The sequence below is a fragment of the Bacillota bacterium genome, from assembly GCA_040754675.1.
Lineage (GTDB): Bacteria > Bacillota > Limnochordia > Limnochordales > Geochordaceae > Geochorda.
Window position 1 is genome coordinate 1 of the sequence record JBFMCJ010000075.1, and the last position, 11,927, is coordinate 11,927.

Annotated in this window: 12 protein-coding genes; 11 read left to right on the forward strand and 1 reads right to left on the reverse strand. The window is 65.3% G+C overall.

The window, feature by feature from the left end; translation table 11 throughout:
- Both AB1609_06495 and AB1609_06500 read left to right on the forward strand, forming a co-directional pair.
- The coding region (locus tag AB1609_06495; protein MEW6046113.1) for a globin-coupled sensor protein at positions 1–1,414 on the forward strand (1,414 nt) is incomplete at its 5' end.
- A gap of 5 nt (positions 1,415–1,419) precedes the next feature.
- On the forward strand, positions 1,420–2,493 hold the full coding sequence (locus AB1609_06500) for an HD domain-containing phosphohydrolase (GenBank protein MEW6046114.1): 1,074 nt from the start codon (positions 1,420–1,422) through the stop codon (positions 2,491–2,493).
- Between the two features lie 124 nt (positions 2,494–2,617).
- Here the strand turns inward: AB1609_06500 and AB1609_06505 are convergent, their stop codons facing one another.
- On the reverse strand, positions 2,618–3,025 hold the full coding sequence (locus AB1609_06505) for a transposase (GenBank protein ID MEW6046115.1): 408 nt from the start codon (positions 3,023–3,025) through the stop codon (positions 2,618–2,620).
- Positions 3,026–3,929: 904 nt separating this feature from the next.
- Between AB1609_06505 and AB1609_06510 the strand changes: the two genes are divergently transcribed.
- The 9 genes from AB1609_06510 to AB1609_06550 all read left to right on the forward strand — a co-directional run bounded on the left by AB1609_06510 (position 3,930) and on the right by AB1609_06550 (position 11,885).
- Positions 3,930–4,343 (forward strand): hypothetical protein, encoded by a 414-nt coding sequence (locus AB1609_06510; GenBank protein MEW6046116.1) that lies wholly within the window; start codon positions 3,930–3,932, stop codon positions 4,341–4,343.
- Positions 4,344–4,467: 124 nt separating this feature from the next.
- Positions 4,468–4,743 (forward strand): extracellular solute-binding protein, encoded by a 276-nt coding sequence (locus AB1609_06515; protein MEW6046117.1) that lies wholly within the window; start codon positions 4,468–4,470, stop codon positions 4,741–4,743.
- Between the two features lie 41 nt (positions 4,744–4,784).
- The gene (locus tag AB1609_06520) at positions 4,785–6,428 is read left to right on the forward strand and encodes an extracellular solute-binding protein (protein ID MEW6046118.1); all 1,644 of its coding nucleotides are present in this window, start codon (positions 4,785–4,787) and stop codon (positions 6,426–6,428) included.
- Positions 6,429–6,447: 19 nt separating this feature from the next.
- Positions 6,448–7,281: a carbohydrate ABC transporter permease gene (locus AB1609_06525; GenBank protein MEW6046119.1), complete on the forward strand. Its 834-nt coding sequence runs from the start codon at positions 6,448–6,450 to the stop codon at positions 7,279–7,281.
- Between the two features lie 21 nt (positions 7,282–7,302).
- Positions 7,303–7,722, forward strand: coding sequence for a VOC family protein (locus AB1609_06530; GenBank protein ID MEW6046120.1), 420 nt, complete (start codon positions 7,303–7,305; stop codon positions 7,720–7,722).
- A gap of 44 nt (positions 7,723–7,766) precedes the next feature.
- Positions 7,767–9,221, forward strand: coding sequence for an aldehyde dehydrogenase family protein (locus AB1609_06535; GenBank protein MEW6046121.1), 1,455 nt, complete (start codon positions 7,767–7,769; stop codon positions 9,219–9,221).
- 58 nt (positions 9,222–9,279) lie between these two features.
- Positions 9,280–10,407, forward strand: coding sequence for a glycoside hydrolase family 88 protein (locus AB1609_06540; protein ID MEW6046122.1), 1,128 nt, complete (start codon positions 9,280–9,282; stop codon positions 10,405–10,407).
- Positions 10,408–10,448: 41 nt separating this feature from the next.
- A complete protein-coding gene (iolB, locus tag AB1609_06545; GenBank protein ID MEW6046123.1) occupies positions 10,449–11,276 on the forward strand; it encodes a 5-deoxy-glucuronate isomerase in 828 nt (275 codons plus the stop codon).
- Positions 11,277–11,885: an SDR family NAD(P)-dependent oxidoreductase gene (locus AB1609_06550; GenBank protein MEW6046124.1), complete on the forward strand. Its 609-nt coding sequence runs from the start codon at positions 11,277–11,279 to the stop codon at positions 11,883–11,885. It begins immediately after the preceding gene.
- The last annotated feature ends 42 nt before the right edge of the window (positions 11,886–11,927 follow it).

The following is an 11,927-nucleotide window of genomic DNA, read 5'->3' on the forward strand; positions in this document are numbered from 1 at the left end:
CGGGTGGGGGATGAGCGCAGCGGACGCCCGCCGGGACGAGGGGGCTGCCGGCACAGTCTGGGTGGCCAGCGTCGATGCGGGGCAAGCGCGGGGCTTTTTGCAGTTGACTGGGGCTGAGCTGGAGGCTGTAAAGGCCCTCGGGGCTCTCCTCGGTGGCCACGGCCTCGAACGGATCACCTCGGCCTTCTATGAGCGGGTCACGGCCGTACCCGAGCTTCGGCAAATCATCGAAACCTACTCCACCATCCCGGCGCTGAAACGCACCTTTCACCAGTACCTGGTTGAGCTTTTCCAGGGTCGGGTCGATGACCGCTATACCGAACGGCGTCAGGCCATCGGGCGAGCCCACGTACGGGTCTTCCTCAGACCAGGTTGGTATATGGCGGCGTACGGCGTTCTGTGGGAGGAGATTACAGATACCCTGCGGGAGATGGAAAACGCCTCGCGGGGCTTTCTGTCCGCCGCGACACGACGAGCACGCGGGGGAAGGGCTGTTTTGGCCGGTCTCGATCAGCAGGCCGCCTTGAAGGGTTTGCACAAGCTGTTGATGTTCGATGCCACACTGGCCGTCGAAACCTACCAGGAACAAGAGCTGACCCGGCACCTCGACCGGCAGGCAAGCGAGCATCAGGCCCGGTTGCGCGCTCTCTCCGAGCAGATGGTCTCCCTCAGCCAGCACCTTGCTTCGTTATCGCAGGAGATGGCCGCATCCGTGCAAGCGCTGGCCAACTCGGCCTCCGGGCTGGACACGGATGCGGGCCGGCTGGCGGTTTCGGTGGACCAGACAACCCGGGCCGCCACCGAGGGTGAAAGCGTCACCCGAGGGGCCGTCGATGAGGCACTGCAGGCAGGGTCGGCTGCCGAGCAGACCCTGCGTTACGTCGAGACACTGGCCCAGCGCATTGCCGGGCTCAGCCGGGTCGCCCAGTCCATCGAAGAGGTGGCGGACCAGACCAACCTGCTGGCGCTCAACGCGGCCATTGAGGCCGCCCGCGCAGGAGAGCAGGGTCAGGGGTTTTCGGTGGTGGCGCAGGAGGTCCGCCGGCTTGCCGACCAGACCCGGGAGCTGGTGCGGAGAGTGCAGCAGGAGCTGACCACCTTAACGGACGAGGCCGGACAGGCCGTGGAGATAGCCAAAAAGGGGCAAAGCCGCGCCTCGGCTGCCGCGGAAAAGAGCCAGCGGGCGGGGGCTGCCCTTCAGGAAATCGTGGCTTTCATGGCAGATGCGGCGACCTCCGCCCGGCGCGTGGATGAGGCGGCCTCCGGACTGCACCGGGAAATCAAGGATGTCGGGGACACCTCGAAGGAGCTGGCGGCACACGCCACCTCTGTGGCGGACCTGGCGCAGCGTGTAGTCGAGGCGGGTGCGGTGCCGATGACCACACTCCAGCCCAGACGCGAGAGGGTCCGGTGACGCGCATGGGGCAGACTGGCGCCATCTCCATGCCCGTCGGGTCCGCCGAGGAGCTGTTTCAAATGCTCTTCCGCCAGTCCCCTGACGGGGTGGTCATCACCGATGCGACTCTCCGGATCCTGGAGGTCAATCCCGCTTACGAACGGATTTCTGGTTATAGCCGGGCGGAACTGCTCGGTCAAAACCCGCGGATATTGAAGTCCGGGCGCACCCCGCCCGGGGTCTACCGGGAAATGTGGGAGTCCCTGGAAACGAAGGGTTCCTGGCAGGGGACGTTCATCAACCGGCGCAAAGACGGCGAGGTGTTTTACGCCTTCTTCTCCACGATGAGGCTCGGAGACCCCACAAGCCCGGCCGGTTACATCGGCTTCATGCGGGACATCACGCCCCTGCTGCGGGGCGAGGAGGAACTGCGCCGCCGGGTGGCCGAGCTTCGGGCCACGCAGCGTATCACGGTGCGCACCCTGGCCAGCCTGGCCGAACACCGGGACCCGGGCATTGAGGGCCACCTGGATCGGGTGAGCCACTACAGCGTCCTGCTGGCCCGGGCGCTACAGGAGGCGGCAGAGTGGGACGTGCCTGTAGACGATCCCTTCATCGACACCCTGAGTACGGCCAGCCTGCTGCACGACATCGGCAAGGTGAGTATTCCGGAGGGTATCCTCTTCAAGCCCGCGCCCCTCAACCACGCTGAGCGTGCGGTGGTGGAGCTTCACCCGCTCATCGGGGCTGAAATCCTGCGCCAGGCCGACGAACGGCTCAAAAGCGAGCTGGGCCTGTCCCAGACTTTCCTGACGACGGCCATCGAGGTCGCTTTACACCACCACGAGCGGTGGGACGGCTCGGGGTACCCCAGCCACCTGCAGGGGCCTACCATTCCACCCTCGGCCCGCATCGTGGCCCTGGCCGACACGTACGATGCTTTGACGACTCGCCGGGTCTACCGGGACGCCTTGCCCGTCGAGCGGGCGGCCGACGTCATACGGGCGGGCTCGGGAACCCAGTTCGACCCCCGGGTGGTGGCTGCCTTTTGCCACCTCCTCCGGGCATCAAGGACGCCGGGCGCAGACCTTACCTGAGAGGCACCCACCCATGATTCCCTGTCAAGAGCTTTCCTCAAGCAGTGGTTTCCAGATCCCATGTCCAGCCAGCCCTGCAGGCGGTTGAGGGCGCCGTTGAGCTGGCGGCGCTGGTGCTGACGGGTCAGTCCAGCTCCCGCAGCGTCGCATAGATGCCCTCCGGCACCAGGCAGTGCAGGAAGTGGCCGTCCCGCACCAGCTTGTCGATCACCGCCGTGCGTTTGGCGTCGGTCTTGCTCGGGCTGTTGTCCATCACCTCCTTCTGGCGCTGCACGTGCATGGGGTTGGCCAGCCCCACGGCGATCTCGAGTTCCGGCACCCCATACCGCAAGAAATACTGCAGCGGCTTGCCGTAATGGCCGGTGGCCTCCATGCCCGCCACCGCCCGCTGCGCTCCTGTCCCACGCAGTGCTTGGCCGATCCTGGCGACTAGACGCCGGAAGCCGTCCCGGCTATTGTGGAAAGCGAAGCGTGGCATCGGGTCATGCCCCAGCCGGTCGGTGATCCGGGCCCAGTGCTCTTGCTTGGCCAGTCGATCCCCACGATCACCGCCCCCTCCAAAAGCGCTGAGCGTCGCTGCTGCCCATCGGTTGCCACACTTGCCGCCTCCCTACAACGGTCGGGGTGATTGGGGCGTCGTCCGCAACCGATGTAGCGGGGGCGGCTTCCTACGTCAACTCAGTTCTCCAGCTTTACAGGAATGCTCAGTTGGAAGTCACAGTGCAATGGCCCAGCCAGTTGGACGTCCCGGCGCGCGGCGGATCGGGCCACGGCGATCGTGCCCCAGGTGCGCCGGCGCCTCGAACAGCGCCTGCAGGCGGTTCGGCGGCGACCGGGCTGGCTTCCGTGCCCGAAGGTCCTGCGCCTAAAGTAGATCGCTCCGCCGTGTGCGCCGGCCACTGGGTGCCCGGATCGGATACCCTGCCACAATAGACGCTGCAATGTGCCGAAATACTGGCCAAAAAGCTCGCCGGGACTCATCCGGATTAGGCCGGGGAGGCGAGGACTGGTGAGCTGGCAAAACCGCATGGAAATGAGATTCTCTCAAACTCATGCGGACCCAGGCGAACAGACGTTCAAGCTTTCGGGGCCGGCGCGGATGTATCCCCCCTGCCGGGGGGCGAGGGCGAGCGGGTCGGGAAGGTCGAAGAGGAGTTGTTGGCTTTCCGCCATCGTCGAGAGGGTCAGATGGCCCGGACCATGCCATTAGCGCCATCGGTGATGGCGTCATGACGCGATTTCCTGCCAAGGTAGCCCGCCACCTGCCGGCGCAGCGTCAGGCTTGAGCAGTTGCTTCCCCCCATCTGCCTGGCCTCCCTGGCCCCGTGTGGCAGCAAACTCCCCCAGTTCACCGTCACCCGCGTTCAGTAAGGAAGGAAAGTGTGCAGAGGCGTCGTACTCGCTTACACGCTGGCTGTAGAGACGGGAGTATCAACATGCAAGACGCACGACAAACCAGGCAGAGCGAAGCCAGGGCACGTCGCGGTGTTGCCCCCGTCCAGTCCGTGGAGCGGGTGTTTCAAATCATCGACGCGGCCCTCCCGGCGGCGCTCCCTCAGAGCCAGCCGAAGTGGCTCCTCTCCCGAATCAAGCTCGAGCCGAAGATGCCCAACACCGCAAGACCGCCGAGGAAATCCTGCCGATCTGCATCGGATCCACCACCTCGCGTCGATGACATCGAAAACGAGGAGAGCGTCCGCTACGTGGAAGCTGCGATCCTCGGTCACGACGGGCAGGTCGTTGCCGTGATCGGCGCGTCGGGCGCCGTACTCCAACTGCCGCTCGACGAGGTGCCGAGGCGGGGGCATCTCTCGTGCCGTCGGATTCGATGTCCAGGCCGAGGGCGGTGAGACGGGAACATCTCCTGTCGCGACTTGGCTACGTTGTGGGGATCGTTTCGTGAGACGTAGAAGGGAGCGGTGCACAGTAATTCGGGGCTCTCGAAGGGCCTGCCTTGCCATCGGGCTTGCAGCGTTGCTCACGATCGCCGGACTCGGCGCGACGGTACAGGCCAAGACCACGATCACGGTCGGCGTCTTCCCAGCCTGGGACTCCCTGATGAAGGCCGCGGTACCGGAGTTTACCAAACTGTATCCGGACATCGAAATCAAGGTCCAGACGCTGGGGTACGCCGACCACCACAACGCCCTGCTGACGGCGCTGGCTACGGGCTCCGGCGCGCCCGACGTGGTGGCGGTTGAAATCTACTATCTCGGGCGGTTCATTGCCAAGGCGGGCTCACCGATCTGAGCAAGCCGCCCTTCAACGCGAGGTAGCTGGAGGACCAGTTCGTGCCCTTCGCGTGGCGCTTGGTGACGACGCTGAATGACCGCATCGTCGCCATTCCCACGGATACGGCCCCTGCTAGCATGTTCTACCGTAAGGACGTTCTGCAGGCGGCCGGGCTCGACATCAACACCGTCGGGACCTGGGACGACCTCGTGGAACTGGGGAAGAAGGTCACCCGAGACGTCAACGGCGACAAGAAGCCGGACATCTTCCTGATCGCCCACGCGGCCTCGGCGGCCGACGCGATTATCCGGGGCGACATTCCGGAAGGTGAGGGTGTCTACTTCGACGCCCGCGGGCTCCCCTCCGTCGAGAGTCCGCGTTTCGTCAAGGCGTTCACGGTCGCCCAGCAGATCCGCAAGCCCGGGCTGGACGCCCGCATCACGGCGTGGACCAACGAGTGGTTCGAGGTCTTTAAGCGGGGCACCGCGGCTGTGGAGATCTCCGGCTCGTGGCTCCAGGGCCACCTGCAGAACTGGATGGCACCGGACACGGCCGGCAAGTGGGGCGTCCGCAACCTTCCCGAAAACACCTACGTGAGCTGGGGCGGCACGTTCTGGGCCATTCCCGAGCAGTCCAAAAACAAGGAAGCGGCCTGGAAGTTCATCCGGCTCCTGACGTTGCGCAAGGACATGCAGATTGAGTCCATGGAGATCGTCAACGCGTTCCCGGCCCTGAAGTCGGTCGCGTCGTTGTCCGTGCGCTGGAGCTGGTGGCAGCGGCGGGCAGCACCATACCTGTTCATCAGCCCGTTTTACATCCTGTTTGCCATCTTCAGTCTGTATCCGATCGCCTTCTCGTTTTACCTGTCGTTCCATAGCTGGAACGCAGTCGGCGGCCTCAAGACGATGGAGTGGGTTGGGTTCGAGAACTACACCTACCTGCTCACGGACCCATGGTTCTGGCAGTCGCTGTGTAACACCCTGGTGCTCCTGGTCATATCGGGAGCGCCCCAGCACCTTATCGCGATTCCCCTGGCCTTCGTCCTGAACTCGGGGCTCGTGCGGATGCGCAACTTCTTCACGTCGTCGTATTTCATGCCGTACATCACCTCGACGGTCGCGGTGGCCATGATCTTTTCCACCATTTACGGCACCCAGTACGGCGTGCTCAACGCTCTTTTGATGTGGATGGAAAAGACGCCGGCTCTTGGTTGGCTGTTCCGATTCTTTGATGCCGAGCTGCCCATCAACTGGCTGGGGCAACCCGCCTTCATCAAGCCGGCCATCACCATTCTGCTGGTCTGGCGGTGGCTCGGCTGGAACACGGTGCTCTACCTGGCGGGGCTGCAGACCATCCCCCGGGACCTGTATGAGGCCGCCATGGTGGATGGCGCCAGTGCGTATCAGCAGTTCCGGTGGATCACGGTGCCGTTGCTCAAGCCGACGATGTTCTTCGCGGTGACCATGACCATCATCGGAACGATGCAGCTCTTCGACGAGCCGTTCATCCTGACGAACGGCACCGGGGGTACGGGCCAGGCGGGCCTCACGACGGTCCTGTACCTGTACCGAACCGGCTTCGAGTGGCTGTACATGGGGTCGGCAGCCGCCATGTCCTGGATGCTGGTCCTGGCCATCGGCGTCCTGACGTACCTCAACGTCAAAGCGTTCGGCCGCGGTGCGCTGGAACGGCAGATCAGTTGAAAAAGGGGGGGACGAAACAGTGGCCACGACCCGTTCTCTGCTGACCAAAGGGCTCGTCTATTTGCTGCTCGTCTCGATGGCCGTCGTCGCGGCGTTCCCCTTTTACTGGATGTTCGTGCTGGCGACCCACGATCGCAGCACCATCTTCAGCGCACCGCCGCCGCTGTGGTTTGGCAAGGAGGCGCCGGAGAACTACCGGCGGCTGGTGGAGGCGCTGCCGTTCACGCGCAATGCCTGGAACAGCGTCTACACCTCGGTCATGGCGACGGTGACCACGCTGTCTTTCTGCAGCCTCGCCGGCTTCGGCTTCGCCATGTACGAGTTCAAGTGGCGCGAGCAACTGTTCGCGTTTTTGCTGGCCACGATGATGATCCCGTCACTGCTGGGGATGATTCCCTACTACCTCATCATCAAGTGGCTGGGGTGGGCCAACCTGCCCCGGGCGCTTTACATACCGGGCATGGCGTCAGCGTTCGGCATCTTCCTGATGCGCCAGTACATCGTGAGCGCCATTCCGCCGGACCTGCTGGACGCGGGAAGAATCGACGGCCTCAGCGAGTTCAGGCTGTACCGCAGCATCGTTGTACCCCTCATCAAGCCGGCGCTGGGCACGCTGGGCATCATCACGTTCGTGAGTCAGTGGAACAACTTCCTGGGCGGGCTCATCGTGCTCAAGGAGCGCCCGGCCTACACGCTTCCGCTGGCGCTTCGGTCCCTGCAGGGGATGATCTCCACCGACTGGGGCGCCCTCATGCTGGGAACGGCCCTGAGCGTGCTTCCGTTGCTGGTCGTCTTCGTTATCGGGTCCCAGCGCATCATCGAAGGCTTGACAGCGGGCGCCATCAAGGGCTGAAGGGCGAAAGGGGCTGCCGGCGTGCTTGACCACATTGGGCTGACGGTGCGGGATCTGGACCGGTCCCTTGCCTTTTACTGCGATACGCTGGGCGGGCGGTTCCTGTGGCGCAAAGACCGGCTGGAAGGCCCCCAGAATGACCTGGTCTTTGGACTGCCGGGCTGCGCCCTCCGAGCCGCCGGAGTGGAGGTGTGGGGCGTTAGCCTGGAGCTGTTCCAGTTCGAACGGCCCACTTCGGCCCCCGGGCCGGTCGAGTACCACCTGACGGGATGGAAGCACGTCGCGATGGCCGTTGAGGATATCGACGCCCGGGTCGGGGAGCTTCAGCAAAAGGGCGTCCGCGTGCGCTTTCCCGTCCAGGAAGTGGCCCCCGGCGTGCGCATCGTCTACTTCGAGGATCCGGATGGCATCATCTGGGAGTTCATCGAGCGTTCGCGGTGAGGCCGTGGAGAAGTTTCCGGGTGAGGCTGGGGAGGGGATCACCATTGGAGTATCCCGCGCGGCTGTACATCGCAGGCAAGTGGCGGGAGGGGTCGGATGGCACCAGGGTCCCGGTCATCGATCCTGCCACGGAAGAGCCCTTCGCGGAGGTAAGCTGGGGCAGCTCCGACGACGCCTCGGCGGCGGTGGAGGCGGCGCGCCGCGCGCTGCCAGGTGAATGGGCCCAATGGAGCCCTGTCCGCCGAGGACGGCTACTCGGCCAGGTCGCGGCGTCGGTCCGCGAGCACGTCGAGCCGCTGGCTCGGCTGCTGACGCGGGAAATCGGCAAGCCGCTCAACCAGGCCCGGTCTGAAGTCGAGGCAGCGGCTCGCTACCTCGAGTACTACGCCGGGCTGGCTGACAAGCTGACCGGTATGACGGTGGACCTGGGGCCGGGCCAGCTGGACTACGTCCGGCGGGAGCCCTTGGGCGTCACCGTGCACATCGTGCCGTGGAACTACCCCCTGGACGTCTTCTGTCGGAGCGTGGCGCCCTCCCTGGCCGCAGGCAACACCTGTGTCGTCAAGCCGGCGGAGGAGACCTCGCTCGTTTCGCTGGCGCTGGCCCGGCTGTTCGAGGAGCAGGGGCTCCCGCCGGGAGTTCTCAACGTGGTGCCCGGAGCAGGCCCGACCGTGGGGCGCGCTCTCGTGGATGATCCCCGGGTGGCGGGGATTGTCTTCACGGGTTCGGTCGAGACGGGCCGGGAGATTCTCGCGGCGGCCACCCGCCACATCACCCCCGTCATCTCCATGGAGCTCGGCGGCAAGGCCCCGGTCCTGGTCTTCGTGAAGGATGAGGCCGCTCTCGAGGGCCCGATACGGACGGCGGTGGGCGCGCTCACGTGGAACGCTGGCCAGTCGTGCGGCCAGCGATCCCGGTGGTACGTCCAGCGGCAGCTCTACGACGCCTTCATCGAACGGTTGGTGGAGCGGGTCCGGGCCATCAAAGTCGGCCCCGGCACCTGGGCCGGCGTCGACCTGGGGCCGGTCGCCTCCAAGAAGCAGTACAACAAGGTGATGCGCTACATCCAGCTCGGGCGGGAGGAGGGCGCTCGGCTCGTGACGGGCGGCGGTCGGCCCGAGGGCGTGGGGGAACGCGGCTTCTTCGTTGCCCCCACGGTCTTTGCGGACTGCCACAACGGCATGCGGATCGTCCGCGAAGAGATCTTCGGCCCGGTCATCAGCGTGATTCCAGTCGACAGCGTACAGGAGGCGGTTTCCCTGGCCAACGACAGCCCTTACGGATTGTCTGCTGAGGTGTGGACCGACGAGCTGAGCACCGCTCACGCGGTGGCGGCTGCTCTGGATGTGGGCCATGTCACCATCAACGGCAGCGCCGCCTTCGGGTTTGAGGTGCCGTTCGGAGGTACCAAGTGGAGCGGGTTCGGACGGGAAGGGGGGCCCGAGGCCATACTGGCCTACACCCGCCTTAAGAACGTCTGGGTTAAGGTGGCTGGATGAGTGGCCAACCCTTTTCGAGCTCATCAGCAGAAAAGCTGTCGCGACGAGGAGTTCGGGGATGGACGTGCAGGATTTCGAGAAGACCCTTCAAGGCGTGACCGAGAAGGTTCGCCGCAATGCCGTACGGTTCGGGGAGAGGTTCCCTCCAGACGTCACCGCGCACCTTGACTATTCGGCTGGTCTCGGGGGCAACGTCGGCTGGACCACGGGCTTCTGGCTCGGGCAGCTGTGGCTCACGTATCAGCTGACCCGGTGGGATCAGATCCGCGACCTCGCCCGAAGCTTGGGGCCCACCTTCGACGAACGACTGGCGGCCGGGGTAGGCGTGGACCACGACCTGGGCATGCTGTTTCTCCCGAGCCGGGTGCTCGAGTATCGGCTGACGGGGGACGAGCAGTCCCGAGCCGGGGCGCTTCGGGCGGCATCCGCACTTGCCTCCCGGTTTCGGCAACCGGGCCAGTTCATTCAGGCCTGGGGAGCCCCGGACGACCCGCAGGAAGCGGGCCGGACCATCATCGACAGCATGATGAACATCCCCCTGCTGTTCTGGGCGCACGGGGAGACTGGCGACCGCTTGCTCTACGACCGGGCGATGCGCCACGCCCTCACCGTCGGGCGATACCTGGTGCGCGGGGATGGGTCGTCGTATCACACTTTCTTCTTCGATGTGGCGAGCGGCCAGCCGGTCGGGGGCCGGACGCACCAGGGCCATTCGGACGGATCGACCTGGGCGCGTGGCCAGGCGTGGGGCCTCTACGGGTTCGCGCTGGCCTACCGGCTGAGCGGGGAGGCTCGATTTCTACGTCATTCGCAGCAGCTGGCGGGGTACTTCCTGTCGCACCTGCCCGAAGACGGGGTGTGTTACTGGGATCTCGACCGGTCGGACCCCGAAGAGCCGCGCGACACGTCGGCGGCGGCCATTGCCGCCTGCGGCCTGATGGAGCTCGCCGCCCACGTCGGGGGAGGGCTCGCCAAGGACTATCGAGGCGCGGCTCGGATGATGGTCTGCCGGCTGGCCGAGCGCTACCGGGCTCCGGACGAAAAGGAGGGGCTCCTCGCCGAGGCCGTGGCCGATCTGCCAAGAGGGCGGGGCGTTCGGGAGTCCACGCTCTACGGGGACTACTTCTTCCTCGAGGCCCTGGTACGGCTGCTTGGCAAAGATGTCAGGCTGCCCTGGCTCTTCTAGGGACTTGCACGAGTATGGGCTTTAGAAAGGGGAGTGGCCGGATGCAGCACTTCGAGGTCCTGCCGAAGCAAAAGGGCCTGGTACGATTGCAACACAATCCGTGCAAGCTACTCGATTTTGCCGAACTGCGGCTCGACCGGGACGAGATATACGCCGGATCCACGGGCGACCGGGAAGCCATGTTTGTGGTACTGGGCGGCCGGGTGACGGTGGAGGCCGGCAGGGAACGATTCGACCGGATCGGAGGACGTGCGAACCCGTTCCAGGGTAGGCCGTGGGCGGTTTACCTCCCTCCGGGGACGGGCTACAGCGTGGCCGCGTCGGCGGGAGGTTCGGCGGAGGTCGCCGTCTGCAGTGCCGTGGCCGACAGGGTGGAGGGGGCCGTTCCGTTCCTCATCACCCCGGCTGAGGTGCAGACGGGGGTCTGGGGCGCCGACAACTTCGCCCGCCGGTACCATGAAATCCTGGTAAACACGGACAGGAAGGTCCAGCGCCTGATTGTGGGGGAGACCTATACGCCCTCCGGCAACTGGTCGACCTACCCGCCCCATAAGCACGAGGAGGACCGGCTGCCTGAATCGGCCTTCATGGAGGAGATCTACTACTTCCGGGTCGCCCCGCCGGAAGGTTTCGGGCTCACCATGCTCTACACGGACGCCCGGGACATCGACGAGATGCACCGCGTGGTGGACCGCAGCGTTCTCAAGATCGCGCGCGGCTACCATACCGTGGTGTCCGCGCCGGGCTATACCACTTACTACCTCTGGTTCCTGGCTGGGCACCACCGGACCCAGGCTCCGGTTCTGGACCCCAGCGTCGGATGGGTTCAAAAGGCGGTCGGCATGCTAAGGCGGGAGGAAGGGCTTTAGTTGAACGCGCTCGAGCTGTTCCGTTTGGACGGGCGTATCGCCCTCGTAACCGGTGGCGCCAGGGGCCTGGGCAAGGGTATGGCTCTCGCCCTGGCATCGGCCGGGGCCGATGTGGCGGTGGTGGGGCTCAACCGGCAGGGGCTGGAAGCGGTGGCCGGCGAGATCGCCCGGATGGGCCGGCGCAGTCTGGCCGTCGTGGCCGATCTCTCGGAAATCGAGAAGCTTCCCGCCCTAGTCGAGGACGTGGAGGCCCGCTTCGGCCCGGTTGACATCCTCGTCAACAACTCGGGCATCATCCGCCGGGCGGCCGCGGACGAATACGACCCCGCCGACTGGGACGCGGTGCTGCGGCTCAACCTCACGGCCGTGTTCCACCTGTGCCAGCTCATCGGGCGCGGGATGTTGAGGAGGGGCCGCGGCAAAATCATCAACGTGGCCTCCGTCCTCTCCTTCCAGGGCGGCATCCTCGTTCCAGCCTACACCGCGAGCAAGTCGGGGTTGGCCGGATTGACCCGGGCGCTAGCCCGAAGTTGCGAACTCCTCAACTCGCACGCTTCCCGAAATGACGGGGTTTCAAACCATCAAGAAGCCCCGAGATGTATACAGTAAACATGCGCCGCTTAGCTTGCCAATGGCCACCATGTCGTGGTA

Excerpts from the sequence above, each read along its gene's own strand:
- AB1609_06540 (MEW6046122.1), top strand. The coding sequence starts at position 9,280 with ATGGACGTGCAGGATTTCGAGAAGACCCTTCAAGGCGTGACCGAGAAG.
- iolB (MEW6046123.1), top strand. The coding sequence starts at position 10,449 with ATGCAGCACTTCGAGGTCCTGCCGAAGCAAAAGGGCCTGGTACGATTG.
- AB1609_06500 (MEW6046114.1), top strand. The coding sequence starts at position 1,420 with ATGGGGCAGACTGGCGCCATCTCCATGCCCGTCGGGTCCGCCGAGGAG.
- AB1609_06510 (MEW6046116.1), top strand. The coding sequence starts at position 3,930 with ATGCAAGACGCACGACAAACCAGGCAGAGCGAAGCCAGGGCACGTCGC.